This window comes from Aeromonas veronii bv. veronii (assembly GCF_000820225.1).
Classification (GTDB): Bacteria; Pseudomonadota; Gammaproteobacteria; order Enterobacterales; family Aeromonadaceae; genus Aeromonas; species Aeromonas veronii.
In genome coordinates this window covers 5,894-23,796 of the sequence record NZ_CDDK01000025.1, presented here as the reverse complement: position 1 = coordinate 23,796, position 17,903 = coordinate 5,894, and the positions used below count along the sequence as shown (strand labels likewise).

Here is a 17,903-nt window from a genome sequence, read left to right as displayed (position 1 = left end):
TTAAGCCTCCACCGCCCATCGCATATTGTCATCTACAATGGGGGCCTTGAGCCCCCGTTTTATTGGAAGCCCCATGCTGCAACTGCCGCCGCTCTCTCTCTATATTCATGTGCCCTGGTGCGTCCAGAAGTGCCCTTACTGTGACTTCAACTCCCATGCCCAGAAGGGGGAGTTGCCTCACCTCGAATATGTCGCCGCTCTGCTGGAGGATCTGGATCAGGATCTGAAGTGGGCGCAGGGGCGGCCGCTCTCCTCGATCTTTATCGGCGGCGGCACCCCCAGCCTGTTGACGGTGGAGGCGATGCAAACCTTGCTGGACGGGGTACGGGCCCGTATTCCGCTCGCCGCAGAATGCGAGATCACCATGGAGGCCAACCCGGGCACGGTGGAAGCGGAGAAGTTCGCCGGTTTCCAGCGCGCCGGCATCAACCGCATCTCCATCGGGGTGCAGAGCTTCCAGCAGGAGAAGCTGACCCGCCTCGGCCGCATTCACGGCCCGGAAGAGGCGCGCAAGGCCGCTGCACTGGCCCATGCCATCAAGTTGCCCACCTTCAATCTGGATCTGATGCACGGTCTGCCGGATCAGAGTCTGGATGACGCCCTTTACGACCTGCAGCAGGCGATCGACTGCGCCCCGCCGCACCTCTCATGGTATCAGCTCACCATAGAGCCGAACACGGCGTTTGCCTCCAAGCCGCCCAAACTGCCGGAAGATGACACCCTGTGGGACATCTACGAGCAGGGCCACGCCATGCTCACCGCCAGCGGTTATCGCCAGTACGAGATCTCGGCTTACGCCAAAGAGGGCTACCAGTGCCATCACAACCTCAACTACTGGCGCTTTGGTGACTATCTGGGGATCGGCTGTGGCGCCCACGGCAAGGTGACCGATCTCGCTAATCAACAGATCCTGCGCACCGCCAAGGTGAAGCATCCAAAAGGGTATCTGGACAAGAGTCGCCCTTATCTGGACGAGCAGTGGCAGGTGACGGCAGACGATCTGCCGCTCGAATACTTCATGAACCGCTTCCGCCTGTTTGAACCTGCTCCCAAGGCGGAGTTCGAGGCCTATACCGGCCTGCCGCTGGAGCGGGTAGAGACGGTGCTCACCATAGCCCAAAGCAAGGAGCTGATCGAGGATTTGGGAGAGAGCTGGCAGCTCACTTCTCTCGGCCATCGCTATCTCAACGTGTTGCTCGAACTGTTTATGGATGAGTGAAAACTGGCTCACGATCTGGCTGCGAAGCCGTGATCAAGGTTCATGCGCTGCTCGGAAGCCTCACGTATCTCTATACGCTCCGGTTCCTGCGCTGCTCTTCACCTCGCTGACAGCTTCTCGCAACAGGTCGTGAGGCAGTTTTGGCGAACCGTGTTTCGAGATAACAATCAGGGCGCCAATGGCGCCCTGATTGTTTATGGTCGGTAGAAACCCGCTCAGCAGCAGACGCGGATCATCTGCTGTTGGCCGGGCTCCCACCGCTTGCCAAATTTGGCCTTGCGCTGGTAACTCCCCTTGCCCTTCTTGTTGCGCTCGACCCGGCTGCGAAACAGGGGATCGGAGAGCAGGGCGTGCAGATGGTTATCCTTTATTTCGCCGCGCTGATGGGCATAGTTGCCCCCTTGCGCATTTTCCTCACGGGGGAGGGCGGGTTGGTTGACCCGAATATTGGCCATGATGGCTCCTCTTCTTTTCTCTTGGTGTGTTGATTCTTGTGTCTGGATGGTGGTTTTCGCTGCGAGCGCCTGTTCAGCTGAGCTCCCGGCAACCGGATGGACTGGCACCGGTTAAAAACGCGGCGATTTTGTCACCAAATTGCCGCCGGAGCAATGCGTCGGGCGCGCCGAGTCAGTCACTCTGAGCCAGGCACGCTCAGTCAGGCATACCATGTCAGCCGTGAACCGGGTCATGCTGGTCGTGGCTGTGGTGCTCGTGATGGGCCGGGGCGCCAGATTCCAGCGTCTCGAGGATGGCGCAGTGCTCCGCCGAGCGCGGCCCGCCGCAGCAGATATTGGAGAGCTCGCGCAGGTTGTCGCGAAAGCGGGTCAGTTCGATGATCTTCTGCTCCACCCGGGCCAGCTTGGTGTCGGCTACTGCTTTCACCTCCTGACAGGTGACTTTGGCCTTGTTGGTATCGAGGTCGAGCAGCTCGCCGATATCGGCCAGCGAGAATCCCACCGACTTGGCGCGAATGATGAACTCCAGCCGCCGCTTGTCCTGTTCACTGTAGAGGCGGTAGCCGGATTCGTTGCGGATCCCCGGTGAGATAAGCCCGTTCTTCTCGTAAAAACGCAGGGTATCTGCCTTGACCCCGCACGCCTTGGCCAGTTCACCGATCCGATACATGCCCTTTTCTCCCCTTGAATGTATGCCGCCACAAAAACCGGAATTCACTATCACCCCTTTGCCCATGGATTGCCAGCCAAGGGCATAAAAGGGGCAGATAAACATCTCCTGGCGACCCTTTTTCCCATAAAACACTGAAAGTGCAAACGTTTCGAGAAAATCAAGTGGAAAACGTTTAACGCCGCGCCAAATAAGGCTTTGCTGTTTCAAAAAATCCACCACAGGTCACATTTTTTGTGTAGAATACGCGCCCATAACAGAGCGCCGCACCAAGCGGGCATTTCCTAAAACGCTTTTGCCGGATGTCGGGGCGAGAGTGGTTTGCGAAATCCCCCACTTCCATTTATTTGGGGACTCTCTGTGTTGAGCCTCGCCTCCCATGGAACGGTCCCCGTTATGTTGAGGACGATAGTGTGATGGAACAAGCTCGACCCATTCGCCGTGCACTGCTGAGTGTGTCTGACAAAACTGGCATTCTGGAATTTGCCAAGGCACTCAACGAGCGTGGTGTTGCCCTGCTCTCCACGGGCGGTACCGCCAAGCTGCTTGGCGAGGCGGGTCTGCCGGTGACCGAGGTCTCCGACTACACGGGTTTCCCTGAAATGATGGATGGCCGGGTCAAGACCCTGCATCCCAAGGTTCATGGCGGCATCCTCGGTCGTCGGGATCAGGATGACGCCATCATGGCCCAGCACGCTATCTCCCCCATCGACATGGTCGTCGTCAACCTTTACCCCTTCGCCGCCACCGTTGCCAAAGCGGGCTGCACCCTGGCCGATGCGGTCGAGAACATCGACATCGGCGGCCCGACCATGGTGCGTTCTGCCGCCAAAAACCATAAAGATGTCGCTATCGTCGTCAAAGCTGCCGACTATGATCGGGTTATTCGCGAAATGGATGCCAACGGCAACAGCCTGAAACTGGCGACCCGTTTCGATCTGGCCATCGCCGCCTTCGAGCACACCGCCGCCTACGACGGCATGATCGCCAACTACTTCGGCACCATGGTTCCTTCCTACGGTGACAACAAGGAGGGTGACGAGGAGTCCCGCTTCCCGCGCACCTTCAACAGCCAGTTCATCAAGAAGCAGGACATGCGTTACGGCGAAAACAGCCATCAGGCTGCCGCCTTCTACGCCGAAGAGCATGCTGCTCCGGGTTCCGTCTCCAGCGCTATCCAGCTGCAGGGCAAGGCGCTCTCCTACAACAACATCGCCGATACCGATGCTGCGCTGGAGTGTGTGAAGGAGTTCGATGAGCCGGCCTGCGTCATCGTCAAGCATGCCAACCCCTGCGGTGTGGCCATCGGTGACGACCTGCTGAGTGCCTACGATCGTGCCTACCAGACTGACCCCACCTCCGCCTTCGGCGGCATCATCGCCTTCAACCGCGAGCTGGATGGTGCCACTGCCGCAGCCATCGTGGCCCGCCAGTTTGTTGAGGTGATCATCGCCCCGACCGTCAGCCAGGAGGCCCGCGATGCGGTCGCCGCCAAGCAGAACGTGCGTCTGCTCGAATGCGGTCAGTGGACTGCTCCGGCGCAAGGCTTTGACCTCAAGCGCGTCAACGGCGGCCTGCTGGTACAGGAGCGCGATCTTGGCATGGTGACGTTGGGTGACCTGACCGTGGTCAGCAAGCGTCAGCCGACCGAGGCCGAGCTGCAGGATCTGCTGTTCTGCTGGAAAGTGGCCAAGTTCGTCAAATCCAACGCCATCGTCTACGCCAAAGATGGCCAGACCATCGGCGTCGGCGCAGGCCAGATGAGCCGTGTTTATTCGGCCAAAATCGCCGGTATCAAGGCGGCGGACGAAGGGCTGACAGTGGCGGGCTCCGTGATGGCCTCCGATGCCTTCTTCCCGTTCCGCGACGGTATTGATGCTGCCGCGCAGGCCGGTATCTCTTGCGTGATCCAGCCGGGTGGCTCGATGCGCGATCAGGAGGTGATCGACGCCGCCGACGAGCACGGCATGTGCATGGTGTTCACCAACATGCGCCATTTCCGTCATTGATGGGTCAGGGGCTGCCGATGGCGGCCCTTTTGTTGTCTCTTTTCAACTGACTATTTCCACTGACTGACGGCCCGGGTGGCCGTCCAGTGACCACAAATAGAAGCGAGCGATACGATGAAAGTACTGATCATTGGCAACGGTGGCCGCGAACACGCTCTGGCCTGGAAGGCCAAACACTCCCCACTGGTACGTCACGTTTTTGTGGCGCCGGGCAATGCAGGCACCCAGCTTGAGCCGGGTGTCGAGAACGTCGCCATCGAGGCGACCGATATCGAAGGGTTGCTGGCTTTTGCCAAAGAGAAGCAGGTCGGCCTCACCATCGTCGGGCCGGAAGCGCCGCTGGTGAAAGGGGTGGTGGATGCCTTCCGCGCCGCCGGTCAGCCGATCTTTGGCCCGACTGCTGCCGCTGCCCAGCTGGAAGGCTCCAAGGCTTTCACCAAGGATTTCCTGGCCCGTCACGCCATTCCGACCGCCGAGTACCAGAACTTCACCGAAGTGGAGCCTGCGCTCGCCTATCTGCGCGAGAAGGGCGCCCCCATCGTCATCAAGGCCGATGGTCTGGCGGCGGGCAAGGGGGTGATTGTCGCCATGACCTTGCAGGAAGCGGAAGACGCGGTGCGCGACATGCTCTCCGGCAATGCCTTTGGCGAAGCGGGTTCCCGGGTGGTGATTGAGGAGTTTCTGGAGGGGGAAGAGGCGAGCTTCATCGTCATGGTCGATGGCGAGCACGTGCTGCCGATGGCCACCAGTCAGGATCACAAGCGGGTTGGCGACGGTGATACCGGCCTCAACACCGGCGGCATGGGGGCTTACTCCCCGGCGCCTGTAGTGACCGCCGAGGTACATCGACGCGTGATGGAGCAGGTGATCATGCCGACTGTGCGCGGCATGGCGGCCGAGGACAACGTTTACACCGGTTTCCTCTATGCCGGTCTGATGATCGATGGTGCAGGCAATCCCAAGGTGATCGAGTTCAACTGCCGTTTCGGCGATCCCGAGACCCAGCCCATCATGCTGCGGATGCAGTCCGATCTGGTGGAGCTCTGCCTGGCCGCTTGCGCAGGCAAGCTGGATCAGAAAGAGGCCATCTATGATCCCCGCGCCGCTATCGGCGTGGTGTTGGCGGCGGGAGGCTATCCTGGCGATTACAGCACCAACCACCCCATCAGCGGCTTGCCGGTGGATGAAGTGGCGGGTGAGAAGGTGTTCCATGCCGGTACCCGCCTGGAGGGCGATACCAGCCTGACCGCTGGCGGTCGTGTACTGTGCGCCACGGCGCTGGGCCATACGGTTGCAGAAGCCCAGCAGCGTGCCTATCAGCTCGCTGGCCGCATCAAGTGGGATGGCGTCTTCTACCGCAAGGATATCGGCTGGCGCGCCATTGCTCGCGAACAGGAGTAACTGACACCAGCAAATGGCCAGCTGATTCAGACCCCGCTACGGCGGGGTTTTTTGTAGCTGTTTACCGCTTTCAACCATCCTCATGCTGCGCGTCACCAGCGTTCAATCAGTTACCAAGCGCAAACAAGCGCGGCATATCTGTCACTATTTGCCACAAAAAACAGCATTTTTCACAAACGTTTCACCATGAGTCATGGCATCATGCTGGTGATGAATTCTTGTTTGGATTCATAAGTACCCCTAACAATTCGAGCATGTCGTTATATAAGGAAATCCCATGTTGAAAACCGTCCGCCCCCTGCTGCTGCCCCTGATGTTTGGCCTGATGACCCTGCCTGCAGTGGCGGGTGATCTGGAACAGCCGATGAAGAAGATTGGCTTCAACTACAAGCAGGCCGTCAAGGCTGATGATGCAGCCACCATGGAGAAGCACATCAACGAGATGAAGGCCCAGCTGGATGTGGCCAAGCAGAAGAACATGCCGGCCGCCAAGAAAGAGAAATTCCTTGAAGGGATGAACGAGGTACAGACCGAGCTGGACGCCAGCCTGGCCGCACTCAAGGCGGGTGATGAGGCCAAGGCGCGCGAACATCTGGCCAAGGTCAACGACCTGAAGAAGGAGTACCACAAATATGCCAAGCAAAAAGGGTGAGCCCTTTCGCTGGGATGCGCTGGTTCGCCTGACCCACTGGGGCTTGGCGGCAGTCTGCATCGGCAACCTCTGGGTTAACGAAGCGGGGGAGGAGTGGCACGAGTGGTTGGGTTACGGTGCCATTGGGCTGGTCTCCTTGCGTCTGCTCTGGGGGCTCACTTTCGCCCGTGGCTACGCTCGCCTTGGTGCCCTCATCCCCAGCGGTGAGGATTTTCGCCAGCAAGCGCGAGAGATGCGTGAGCGGCAGCCTCCGGCACCGGGTCATCACGGTAGCGGCAAGCTGGCCGTGTGGGCGCTCTGGCTGGTTGTGCTGGCCACCGCTGGCAGCGGCTGGTTTCAAAATACCGAGACGGGATTTGAACTGGGGGCTGACGAGTGGCATGAGTGGTGCGTGGTGGCGCTACAGGGGCTGATAGGTTTGCACCTGCTGGCCATCGTCTTCACCTCCTGGCGTCAGCGCAGCAATCTGGTTACCCGGATGCTACCCGCCGGGCGTCGCTCATCCATCCAGAGCGGCAGCAACGAGCAAACCTGAGGCTCAGCATTAGGCTCCTTGTCTCTGAGTGAGGCGCCTGATCCGGACCCTGCCCAGACCCGCCCATGGCGGGTCTTTTCTATGACCTCATCGAGCTCATCACTGGACATTACCCGATCCGCAGATGCAAAAAGGCCGCTCATCATGAGCGGCCTTTTTCAATTTGGTGGCCCCTGGGGGACTTGAACCCACGACCAATCGATTATGAGTCGACTGCTCTGACCAACTGAGCTAAGGGGCCAAATTGTGCGTTTAGCGGCGTGGATTATAGGGGAAGAGGAAAGGGCAGTCTATAGGCATATCAACCACTTGGCGACTAATTGTCCAGCTTGATTGAGGGCGCAAAGAGGGTCGCAAGGGTAAATGCCAGACAAAACAAAGCCCCGCATGGCGGGGCTTTGGCAGAGCAGTTTGACACAGGGTCAGGACTATTCGTCCAGGAAGCTGCGCAGCACTTCCGAGCGGCTCGGGTGGCGCAGTTTGCGCAGTGCCTTGGCTTCGATCTGACGAATACGCTCACGGGTAACGTCGAACTGTTTGCCCACTTCCTCTAGGGTGTGGTCAGTGTTCATGTCGATACCGAAACGCATCCGCAGTACCTTGGCTTCGCGGGCGGTCAGGCCAGCCAGCACTTCGCGGGTGGCGTTGCGCAGGCTTTCGCTGGTCGCCGCATCCGCTGGCAGAGCCAGGGTGGTATCTTCGATAAAGTCGCCCAAGTGGGAATCTTCATCATCACCGATGGGCGTCTCCATGGAGATAGGCTCTTTGGCGATTTTCAGTACCTTGCGGATCTTGTCTTCCGGCATGCCCATGCGCATGGCCAGCTCTTCCGGGTTCGGTTCACGACCCATCTCCTGCAGCATCTGACGGGAGATTCGGTTGAGCTTGTTGATGGTCTCGATCATGTGTACCGGGATACGGATGGTACGGGCCTGATCCGCGATGGAGCGGGTAATGGCCTGACGGATCCACCAGGTAGCATAGGTCGAGAACTTGTAGCCACGACGGTATTCAAACTTGTCTACTGCCTTCATCAGACCGATGTTGCCCTCCTGGATCAGATCCAGGAACTGCAGACCGCGGTTGGTGTACTTCTTGGCGATAGAGATAACCAGACGCAAGTTGGCCTCAACCATCTCTTTCTTCGCACGGCGGGCTTTGGCCTCACCGATGCTCATACGACGGTTGATATCCTTGATCTGGGCAATCGACAGACCGGTCTCTTCTTCAATCTGCTGCAGCTTGCCGATGGCGCGCTGAATATCCTCGTCCATTTCAACCAGACGGGGAGACCAGGCTTTGCCAGCCTGCTTCTGGTATTCAAACCAGGCAGTTTCACACTCGTTGTTGGTGAAGGCCGCGACGAAGGTTTTCTTCGGCATCTTGGCCTGCTCAACGCAGAGCTTCATGATGATGCGTTCCTGCACGCGGACGCGCTCCATCATTTCACGCATGTTGTTGACCAGGCGATCGAACTGCTTGGGCATCAGGCGGAATTGACGGAATACATCGGCCAGCTGTGCGATGGCGGCCTGGGTATCTTCGTGCGCGCGACCATTCTTCTGAATGGAGAGGCGGGTCACTTCATACTGGGCACGCAGTTCGCCGAACTTCTCGCGAGCAACTTCCGGATCCGGACCACCGTCACCGTCGTCGTCAGAGCTGTCGCCATCTTCGTCTTCGTCTTCTTCGTCCTCTTCATCTTCGTCGGCCAGATCGTCTTCGCCGAGCTCGGAACCGATATGCGTGGCGGTAGGTGCCATATCTTCAGTTTCGTTCGGGTCAATAAAGCCAGAGATAATGTCAGAGAGACGCAGCTGCTCGGCTTCGTACTTGTCGTACTGTTCGAGCAGGTAAGTAATTGCTTCAGGGTACTCGGCTACGGAGCTTTGTACCTGGTTGATACCGTCTTCGATCCGCTTGGCGATGTCGATTTCGCCTTCACGGGTCAGCAGTTCGACGGTACCCATTTCCCGCATGTACATGCGGACGGGATCGGTCGTACGACCAATCTCAGATTCAACAGATGCCAGAGCCTGGGCCGCTGCTTCGGCAGCGTCCTCATCGGCGGTACCACCTTCAGCCATGATAAGGTCATCGGCATCCGGAGCGTTTTCAACCACTTGAATGCCCATATCGTTGATCATCTGAATGATGTCTTCGATCTGGTCTGAATCGACAATGTCTTGCGGGAGGTGATCGTTCACCTCGGCATAGGTCAGGTAGCCCTGTTCTTTACCTTTGGCAACGAGGAGTTTAAGCTGAGACTGCGGGGTTTGCTCCATAGAACTCATCCGGTTGGTGTTGCTAGGTTGCGCGTACAGTGCGCTGCTGCGCAAATAGCCAATTCTAATAGAAAACCGCCAGACATGCTATGTCTGGTTGCGGCGTCGGTCATGAGAAACCCCTGCCCGCAGTATTGTCGGGGCCAGGCGGTTATAAAAATTTTGCTTTTCATCCCGTCGATTCGGGCAACGCTATCCATATTGGGACTAATCACTCAAATATCAAGCCCCACTCTCATTTCTTTTCTCAATTTGCACCTCTCTTATCAGCATCATCAGCTCTTGGGTTTCTTCGGAGCTTAGTCCTTCCTGAGCCACTTTGGCCTGCAATTCTTCGATCCGCTGTTTCAGAAACTGGTTGATGAAGCCGACGAAGGTGTCCTGCAATTCTCCCAGAATATCCGGCTCCTGATCGAGTTTGATCTCCTCGAACAGGTCGTGCATGGCCAGCTGAGCAAGGATCTCTCCCTCCTTGGTACCACGCCAGTGTTCCAGCAGGATACCGGTTGTGATACCGGGCTGTGCCAGGATTTGCTGGTGCAGTTGCAGCAGGAACTTGATGCCCTGTACGCGTAGCCCGGCTAATTCCGGCATGGGGGGAAGCTCAGCCGTTACTGTCGGATATTGCACCATCAGTGCCAGCGCACGCCGCAGTGGCGTCAGCTTGGCTGCCTTGGGTTTGTTGACCTCGGCCTTGGGCTGACTGTTGCGGGCAAAAAGCTCGGCGATGCGCTGCTTGTTCTCGCCCCAGCGCATCATGCTGGAGAGACGAGTGATCAGCCCTTCGCGGGTAAACCCTTCCGGAACGCGACGAATAAGCTCGGCGGCCTTGTTGGCCACTTCGAACTTGCCTGCCTCACCGGAGAGCGCCGCATCGCGACCGAGACGCTCGAACATGAAGTCGGCGAACGGCTGGGCTTCATCGAGCAAGGCTTCAAAGCCCTCCTTGCCGATCTGGCGTACCAGCGAGTCGGGATCCTCGCCATCGGGCAGAAACACGAACTTCAGCTCGCGGCCATCCTGCAGATGAGGGAGGGCATTATCCAGCGCGCGCCAGGCCGCTTCACGGCCGGCGTTGTCACCGTCATAGCAGCAGACGACCTCGGCAGTGGTGCGAAACAGGGTGTGGATATGGTCGCTGGTCGTTGCAGTACCCAGCGCCGCCACCGCATAGTCGATATCGTACTGACCGAGTGCCACCACATCCATGTAGCCTTCCACCACCAGGATCCGGCGTGGATCCTTGTGTGCCTGCTTCACCTCGTAGAGACCGAACAGCTCCCGCCCTTTATGGAAGATGGGGGTCTCCGGCGAGTTCAGGTATTTGGGGGTGCCATCACCCAGCACCCGGCCACCGAAACCGATGACACGGCCACGCTTGTCACGGATCGGGAACATGATGCGATCGCGGAAACGATCATAACTCCCCGGGCCATTGTCACGGGTGATCAGCATGCCGCCCGAGATAAGCAACTGCTCATGATCCCGGCTGGCGCCGAAGCGGCGACGCACCTGATCCCAATCGCTGGGTGCATAGCCAATATTGAAGCGTTTGACCACTTCACCGGTCAGACCGCGGCCTTTGAGGTACTCCACCGCATGGGGAGCGCTCTTGAGGTTGCTCTCGTAGAAGCGGGCAATCTGGTTCATCAGCTCGAACAGATCCTTGCTGACGGCGGGCTGGCTATTGGCCGAGCCGCCGATGCTCTGCTCGCGAGGTACCTGCATGCCTTGCATGCTGGCGAGCTCTTCGATGGCATCGGGAAATTCGAGACCGTCGTACTCCATGACAAAGCCGATGGCATTGCCATGGGCGCCACAACCGAAACAGTGGTAGAACTGCTTCTCCTGGCTGACGGTAAAAGAGGGGCTTTTTTCGTTATGAAAAGGGCAGCAAGCCTGGTAGTTTTTACCGGCTTTTTTCAGCCGCACTCGCGAGTCGATCAGCTCGACTATGTCTGTGCGTACGAGCAGATCGTCGATAAAGGATTGGGGGATCCTGCCTGCCATAACCGTCCTGTTTCATTGCGGAGAAAATAAAAAAGCCGCGCATTCCAAGGGAAGCACGGCTTCTTCGACCAAACAAGAGAGTTGCCTGTTACGCCAAGCGGGTTTTCACCTGAGCACTGACGGCGCCGACATCGGCACGCCCCTGAATTTTCGGCTTCAAGACAGCCATGACCTTGCCCATATCAGCCATGACGGCAGCACCACTTTCAGTGATGGCTTGCTCGATCAGGGCAGCAATTTCATCCGCGGTCAGCTGTTGCGGCAGGAATTCCTGCAACACAACGATCTCGGCGGACTCTTTGTCGGCGAGATCCTGGCGACCGGCAGCTTCAAATTGGCTGATGGAATCGCGGCGCTGTTTGACCATTTTGGTCACGACAGCGAGGATATCCTCATCATTCAGCTCGATACGGGTATCGACTTCACGTTGCTTGATTTCTGCCATCAACAAGCGGATCGCTCCCAGACGTGCCTTATCTTTGGCAAGCATGGCGAGTTTTTGCTGATCCTTGAGTTGATCCTTCAGAGACACGGCAATATCTCCCGATTAGTACAGGCGGATACGACGTGCGTTTTCGCGAGACAGCTTCTTGGCGTGACGCTTGACAGCAGACGCTTTGGCGCGCTTACGAATGGTAGTCGGCTTCTCGTAGAACTCACGGCTACGAACTTCGGACAGGATACCGGCTTTTTCGCAAGAACGCTTGAAACGACGCAGAGCAACGTCAAACGGCTCATTTTCACGGACTTTGATTACTGGCATGTGCCTTTCACCTCAGTGATAAATTGTTAGCTGACCTTCAATCGATCAGCATGTCTTAAAATGGTGCGAAATTATACTCTGGACAGGGAATGAAAGTAAACCCGCAGAGATCGCTCTGGTTTAAAAAACCCGCGAAGGTTACCATAGCCGTCTCATTTTAGCAGTGAAATTTTTTAGCAATGCGTGTATTGGGCATAGAGACATCCTGTGACGAAACCGGGATCGCGATCTTCGACGATCAAAAAGGGATCCTTTCCCATCAGTTATACAGCCAGGTCAAGCTGCATGCGGACTACGGTGGCGTCGTCCCCGAACTCGCCAGCCGGGATCATGTTCGCAAGACGATCCCGTTGATCCAGGCCGCATTGCAAGAGGCGGGACTGGGCAAAGATGACATCGACGGCATCGCGTATACCGCGGGGCCAGGTCTGGTTGGCGCCATTCTGGTGGGGGCGACCATTGGCCGCTCGCTGGCGATGGCGTGGAACAAGCCTGCTATCGCCGTCCACCATATGGAAGGGCACCTGCTGGCCCCCATGCTGGAAGAGAAAGCTCCCGAGTTTCCCTTCGTGGCGCTGCTGGTCTCCGGTGGTCACTCCATGCTGGTGCGGGTCGACGGTATCGGCAGCTATCAGCTGCTGGGGGAATCCATCGATGATGCCGCTGGCGAAGCGTTCGACAAGACCGCCAAGCTGATGGGGCTGGACTATCCGGGTGGTCCGCTGCTCTCCCGTCTGGCCGAGAAGGGCACTACCGGGCGCTTCCACTTCCCTCGTCCCATGACTGACCGTCCTGGGCTCGACATGAGCTTCTCCGGCCTCAAGACCTTCACCGCCAACACCATCGCCGCCAATGGTGATGATGAGCAGACCCGTGCCGATATCGCTCGGGCGTTTGAAGATGCGGTGGTCGATACCCTGGCCATCAAGTGCCGTCGTGCTTTGAAAGAGACCGGTCTTAAGCGTCTGGTGGTTGCTGGCGGCGTCAGTGCCAACCGTCATCTGCGAGCCCAGCTGGCCGAGCTGATGGAGAGCCTCAAGGGTGAGGTGTTCTATCCGCGCACTGAATATTGCACTGATAACGGCGCCATGATCGCTTACGCCGGTATGCAGCGCCTGAAAGCGGGCGTGTTTGAGCCGCTGGCGGTCAAAGCCGTGCCGCGCTGGCCGCTGGATACCCTGGATCCGGTCTGATCCGAAGGATCCCGCCTTCTGGCGTGATGGTGAGTACCATGGTGGCCTACTACTCCGGCAATCCGGCAGCGGTGGTTATAGCGCCGCTGGCACGCTGTTGTGGTATCTGTTGTCGCCGTGGTTGAGCCATTCGGATAAGAGGTCAGTCCTCTTGCTGGTAGACAACAAAGCACAGAGTTAAGAGATAAAAAAATCCCCGCCAACTGGCGGGGATTTTTATTTGGCGATCGGCAGGCGATGAATTACAGCAGGATGCCGCCGAAGAAGAAGCCCAGTGCCACGGCGATGGCGATGGTGGCGGTGCCCGGTACGAAGAAGGGATGGTTGAAGACCGCCTTACCGATACGGGTGGAGCCGGTGTCGTCCATCTCTACCGCGGCCAGCAGGGTCGGGTAGGTCGGCAGTACGAACAGGGCGCTCACGGCTGCGAAGGAGGCAATCGCAGTCAGCGGGCTGACACCCAGTGCCAGTGCGGCAGGCATCAACGCTTTGGTGGTGGCGCCTTGTGAATAGAGCAGCATGGCAGCGAAGAACAGCACCACGGCCAGCAGCCAGGAGTACTGGTTCAGCAGGTCGCCAGCGATCAGCTGGATGGTGTCCATGTTGCCTTTCACGAAGACGTTACCCAGCCAGGCCACACCCAGTACGCAGATACAGGCGGACATACCGGACTTGAAGGTCGGCATGTTGGTCACTTGGGTGGCGTCCAGTTTGCACACCAGGGTCATGATGGTGGCCGCGGCCAGCATGATGCCCATGATGGCACCGTCACGGGGGATTGGCGGGTTGGTGATCAGGCCCACTTTACCGGAGATGGCAGTGGCATAAGCCATGACAGCAACGATGGCGGTGATGAAGATCCAGACAGACAGTTTGGCGTACGGCTTGATCTCGAGCTTGGTAGTACCACGCAGTTTTATCAGACCCTTGGCTTTACGCTCCAGATAGACTTCGTCCTGATCCAGCGGTTTGCCCATCATGTTGGCAATGAAGGCGCCCAGGATACAGGCCAGGAAGGTAGAGGGGATGCAGATGGCCAGCAGGGTCAGATAATCAACACCAAACGGCTCGAGCATGCCGGAGAAGGCAACCACAGCGGCAGAGATCGGGGAAGCTGTGATGGCGATCTGGGAGGCGACAACCGCGATGGAGAGCGGACGGGATGGGCGGATCCCTTGCTCTTTGGCCACTTCAGCGATCACCGGCAGGGTGGAGAAGGCGGTATGACCGGTACCGGCCAGCATGGTCATCAGATAGGTAACCACCGGAGCGGCGAAGGTGATGTATTTGGGGTTCTTGCGCAGCGCTTTCTCAGCCAGAGAAACCAGATAGTCCATCCCGCCAGCCAGTTGCATACAGGCGATGGCACAGATGACGGACGCGATGATCATGATCACATCCCAAGGGATGTAGCTGACCAGTTGATCGCTCGGGATGGGCATGCCCAGACCCCACGTCAATACCAGTACCCCCAGACCACCGGCAAAGCCGATGCCGATGCTGCCTATCCGGGCCCCCAGATAGATAGCGGCGAGCACGACAAGTAACTCGATTCCAATCATAGCGATAACTCCATTTTTTAGTTTTTGGTTTTTATTTGGCAAAAAGCCAATTCCCGATCGGGCTGGGGATAAAGACCAATCGGGAACTGACTTTATGGGCCGGGAAGATCCCGGCCCACACTCGCTTATACGGCAGCTTCGCGGGTGAAACGCTTGGCTTTGTATTGCGGGTTCATCAGGTTCTCGATGGAGAGAATTTCGTCCAGCTGCTCGGCGCTCAGCAGGCCGCGCTCAAGAACGACTTCGCGGACGTTCTTGCCGGTCTGGGCACAGATCTTGCCGACGATATCCCCTTCGTGGTGGCCGATGAAGGGGTTCAGGTAGGTCACGATACCGATGGAGTTCAGCACGTGATTCATGCAGATTTCCGGGTTGGCGGTGATACCTTCCACGCACTTCTCGCGCAGGGAAATACAGGCTTTTTCCATCAGGCTCAGGGATTCGAACATCGCCTGACCAATCACCGGCTCCATGACGTTCAGCTGCAGCTGACCGGCTTCGGCGGCGAAGGTGATGGTGATGTCGTTACCGAATACCTTGAAGCAGGATTGGTTGACCACTTCCGGGATAACCGGGTTGACCTTGGCCGGCATGATGGAGGAACCCGCCTGCATTTCCGGCAGGTTGATCTCTTTCAGTGCAGTGCGCGGGCCGGAGGAGAGCAGACGCAGGTCGTTACAGATCTTGGACAGCTTCATGGCCAGACGCTTGATGGCGCCGTGCAGCATGACGTAGGCGCCACAGTCGGAGGTTGCTTCGATCAGGTCTTCTGCCGGCACATAGGCACGACCGGTGATCTCGGCCAGACGCTTGATAGCCAGTGCAGAGTACTCGGGCGGAGTATTCAGACCGGTACCGATAGCGGTCGCGCCCAGGTTCACTTCCAGCAGCAGCTCCTGGCAACGCTTGATGGACTTGATCTCTTCACGCAGGGTCACGGCGAATGCGTGGAACTCCTGACCCAGGGTCATCGGAACCGCATCTTGCAGCTGGGTACGACCCATCTTCAGGATGTTTTTGAACTCTTTCGCTTTGGCATCGAATGCCGCGATCAGGTGCTCCAGCGCGTGCAGAGTCACGTCAGTGCTGTTGACCACAGCAACGCGGAAACCGGTCGGGTAGGCATCGTTGGTGGACTGGCACTTGTTGACGTGGTCGTTCGGGTTGATGACGTCGTAACGGCCTTTCTCCAGACCCATGATTTCCAGGGCGATGTTGGCCAGTACTTCGTTGGTGTTCATGTTGACGGAGGTGCCGGCACCACCTTGGTAAACGTCGACCGGGAACTGGTCGAAGCATTTGCCGGTGTTCAGCATCAGGTCGCAGGCTTCTACGATCTTGTCAGCAATTTCAGGACGGATGGTACCCAGTTCACCGTTTGCCAGCGCAGCGGCCTTCTTGGTCAGCACCATACCGCGGACGAATTCCGGAACGTCAGAAATCTTCTGAGAGCTGATCTTGAAGTTCTCGACAGCGCGCAGGGTGTGCACACCGTAGTAGAGATCATTGGAAACTTCTTTGGTGCCCAGCAGGTCTTCTTCAATGCGGACGTTCTTGATGTCGCTCATTGTAATGCCTCAGAAATCAGATAAATGGAAAAATCCTCACCGAGTGGTCGCGAGTTCCTTGCGCACAGCTCATCCTGAAGCACCACACATCGAGTGGGGCGGTTGGGAGAATGACCTCCCGAAAAACTAATCAATATACTACTCCAATTGAGGTATCGGTTATTAGAGGTGGATCACTAAATTTGCGACATTTTCAAATTACTTTGAGAAAAGTACACATATGTTATGAAGTTTTTATCATGATGATTTTTATAAGTTTTTGTGACTTTTTGCTGGTTTTTTAGATTGCTGATGACGTAGGAGTCAGTTGACCAACTTGAAAAGAGGGGGGCCGCCCCCATTTATTCAGGGCAGAAAGTGGTGATGACGGGGCGGCAAACTCGCCTCTGGCCATCGTTGGATGGGGGCCACTTTTTCTCAATTTACCAGTGCTGGAGTGGATATGGGCAAGTTGTTTTTGTTGTTGGTGGGTCTGGTTGTGCTGGAGCTCACCGTGATGATCGAGGTCGGCTCGGTAATCGGGGCGCTGCCGACTGTCGGCTTGCTCATTCTGACTGCTGTATTGGGCTCCTCGCTGGTGCGCAGTGAAGGGATCAAGACCCTGTTCAGCGCCCAGCAAAAGATGCAGATGGGCGAGATGCCGGGCCGCGAGGTGATGGGGGGCATGATGCTGGCGTTGGCCGGCTTGCTGCTGATTATCCCGGGTTTCGTGACCGACATTTTCGGTGTCCTGTTGCTGCAACCCTGGCTGCGTAACAAACTGGCTGACAAGCTGATCGGCAGCAGCCAGTTCCGGATGCAGATGGGTGGCTTCCAGCGTACTCAATCGCCGTTTGGCAACGCACCGTCCGATGATCATCTGGGGAACGTCAAGCAGGGCGGAACCACCATCGAAGGCGAATTTGAGCGCAAAGAGTGAGCGTAAAGAGTAATCGACGAGACGAAAACCGAGGTGAGTGACTGAATCAGGGTTTACCCTGATGGCACAAGGCCTCGAAGCGGTGTCGGGCATACCACCATGCGAGGGTGCCCGCCGCCAGATTGGCCAGCAGTATCCCCAGATATATCCCCTGTTCTCCTCCCAGCTTTGCCCCCAGCCAGGCTCCTGGCAACAGAAAACCAAACAGCCGCAATCCGTTGAACAAAAACGAGATACTGGATGCTCTCACGCCATTAAGTGCCGAGGCCAACAGCATCACCATGCCCTGAAAGCCGTAACCGATCGGCACTAGATGCAGATAGAGAATAATCAGGCGGATGACCTGTGGATGATCGCTGAACAGGTTGGCGATGAGTGGCGCCAGTAGCCAGGTCAGGCCATAGATGGCGAGCTGGAAAAGCAACGCAAAACTCATGCAGCTCTGCAGTGCAGCTTTGGCGCGGGCCGGATTGCCGGCGCCACAGTTTTGCGAGATGAAGGGAGCCAGTACGGAGGCGAGCGCCATCATCACGATCAGCAGCAGCGCCTCAACCCGCGATGCGGCGCCGTAAGCGGCTACCACCTCGGTACCCAGTCCTGCAAAGATCGTCATCAGCACCGCATTGGCCAGGGGGTTGAGCATATTGGTAAAAGAGGCGGGG

At 57.5% G+C, this 17,903-nt stretch carries 16 protein-coding genes and 1 tRNA gene; 7 read left to right on the top strand and 10 right to left on the bottom strand.

The annotated features are described in order from the left end of the window. The first annotated feature begins 73 nt into the window (after positions 1-73). Positions 74-1,219: a radical SAM family heme chaperone HemW gene (gene hemW / locus BN1139_RS10380; protein WP_005349039.1), complete on the top strand. Its 1,146-nt coding sequence runs from the start codon at positions 74-76 to the stop codon at positions 1,217-1,219. A gap of 215 nt (positions 1,220-1,434) precedes the next feature. Here the strand turns inward: hemW and BN1139_RS10375 are convergent, their stop codons facing one another. Together BN1139_RS10375 and zntR are read right to left on the bottom strand one after the other, a co-directional pair. Beyond that, positions 1,435-1,674, bottom strand: a complete 240-nt coding sequence (locus tag BN1139_RS10375) for an alternative ribosome-rescue factor A (protein WP_005349047.1) — start codon at positions 1,672-1,674, stop codon at positions 1,435-1,437. Positions 1,675-1,888: 214 nt separating this feature from the next. Next, the gene (gene zntR / locus BN1139_RS10370) at positions 1,889-2,344 is read right to left on the bottom strand and encodes a Zn(2+)-responsive transcriptional regulator (RefSeq protein ID WP_005349050.1); all 456 of its coding nucleotides are present in this window, start codon (positions 2,342-2,344) and stop codon (positions 1,889-1,891) included. 416 nt (positions 2,345-2,760) lie between these two features. On the opposite strand from zntR, the gene purH reads away from it, so the two are divergent. The 4 genes from purH (at position 2,761) to BN1139_RS10350 (ending at position 6,941) form a co-directional block, all read left to right on the top strand. Next, positions 2,761-4,353: a bifunctional phosphoribosylaminoimidazolecarboxamide formyltransferase/IMP cyclohydrolase gene (gene purH, locus BN1139_RS10365; protein WP_005349052.1), complete on the top strand. Its 1,593-nt coding sequence runs from the start codon at positions 2,761-2,763 to the stop codon at positions 4,351-4,353. Positions 4,354-4,467: 114 nt separating this feature from the next. Beyond that, the gene (purD, locus tag BN1139_RS10360; protein ID WP_005349054.1) at positions 4,468-5,754 is read left to right on the top strand and encodes a phosphoribosylamine--glycine ligase; all 1,287 of its coding nucleotides are present in this window, start codon (positions 4,468-4,470) and stop codon (positions 5,752-5,754) included. 277 nt (positions 5,755-6,031) lie between these two features. Next, the gene (locus BN1139_RS10355; RefSeq protein WP_005349056.1) at positions 6,032-6,406 is read left to right on the top strand and encodes a cytochrome b562; all 375 of its coding nucleotides are present in this window, start codon (positions 6,032-6,034) and stop codon (positions 6,404-6,406) included. Next, positions 6,387-6,941 carry a cytochrome b/b6 domain-containing protein gene (locus tag BN1139_RS10350; protein WP_005349059.1) on the top strand — a complete coding sequence of 185 codons (555 nt, stop codon included), beginning with the start codon at positions 6,387-6,389 and terminating at the stop codon, positions 6,939-6,941. Before BN1139_RS10355 ends, BN1139_RS10350 begins: the two co-directional genes overlap by 20 nt. Before the next feature lie 164 nt (positions 6,942-7,105). Here BN1139_RS10350 and BN1139_RS10345 read toward each other — a convergent pair. The 5 genes from BN1139_RS10345 to rpsU form a co-directional block, all read right to left on the bottom strand. Then, positions 7,106-7,182, bottom strand: a tRNA-Ile gene (locus BN1139_RS10345). A gap of 187 nt (positions 7,183-7,369) precedes the next feature. Further along, the gene (gene rpoD, locus BN1139_RS10340; protein WP_263718854.1) at positions 7,370-9,265 is read right to left on the bottom strand and encodes an RNA polymerase sigma factor RpoD; all 1,896 of its coding nucleotides are present in this window, start codon (positions 9,263-9,265) and stop codon (positions 7,370-7,372) included. A 183-nt stretch (positions 9,266-9,448) separates the two neighbouring features. After that, positions 9,449-11,236: a DNA primase gene (gene dnaG, locus BN1139_RS10335; RefSeq protein ID WP_005349079.1), complete on the bottom strand. Its 1,788-nt coding sequence runs from the start codon at positions 11,234-11,236 to the stop codon at positions 9,449-9,451. 88 nt (positions 11,237-11,324) lie between these two features. Further along, positions 11,325-11,768, bottom strand: coding sequence for a GatB/YqeY domain-containing protein (locus BN1139_RS10330; RefSeq protein WP_005349081.1), 444 nt, complete (start codon positions 11,766-11,768; stop codon positions 11,325-11,327). Positions 11,769-11,783: 15 nt separating this feature from the next. Next, the gene (gene rpsU, locus BN1139_RS10325; protein ID WP_005309452.1) at positions 11,784-11,999 is read right to left on the bottom strand and encodes a 30S ribosomal protein S21; all 216 of its coding nucleotides are present in this window, start codon (positions 11,997-11,999) and stop codon (positions 11,784-11,786) included. A 179-nt stretch (positions 12,000-12,178) separates the two neighbouring features. Between rpsU and tsaD the strand changes: the two genes are divergently transcribed. After that, positions 12,179-13,192: a tRNA (adenosine(37)-N6)-threonylcarbamoyltransferase complex transferase subunit TsaD gene (gene tsaD, locus BN1139_RS10320; protein WP_005349085.1), complete on the top strand. Its 1,014-nt coding sequence runs from the start codon at positions 12,179-12,181 to the stop codon at positions 13,190-13,192. 242 nt (positions 13,193-13,434) lie between these two features. On the opposite strand, the gene BN1139_RS10315 is transcribed toward tsaD, so the two are convergent. Together BN1139_RS10315 and aspA are read right to left on the bottom strand one after the other, a co-directional pair. Then, positions 13,435-14,754 (bottom strand): anaerobic C4-dicarboxylate transporter, encoded by a 1,320-nt coding sequence (locus BN1139_RS10315; RefSeq protein WP_005349088.1) that lies wholly within the window; start codon positions 14,752-14,754, stop codon positions 13,435-13,437. 125 nt (positions 14,755-14,879) lie between these two features. Further along, complete coding sequence (gene aspA / locus BN1139_RS10310; RefSeq protein ID WP_005340569.1) at positions 14,880-16,322, bottom strand: aspartate ammonia-lyase; 1,443 nt, start codon at positions 16,320-16,322, stop codon at positions 14,880-14,882. A gap of 442 nt (positions 16,323-16,764) precedes the next feature. On the opposite strand from aspA, the gene BN1139_RS10305 reads away from it, so the two are divergent. Next, positions 16,765-17,241, top strand: coding sequence for an FxsA family protein (locus BN1139_RS10305; RefSeq protein WP_005349092.1), 477 nt, complete (start codon positions 16,765-16,767; stop codon positions 17,239-17,241). Between the two features lie 46 nt (positions 17,242-17,287). Here BN1139_RS10305 and BN1139_RS10300 read toward each other — a convergent pair. After that, on the bottom strand, positions 17,288-17,903 hold a 616-nt coding region (locus BN1139_RS10300), incomplete at its 5' end, for an MATE family efflux transporter (protein ID WP_041980432.1).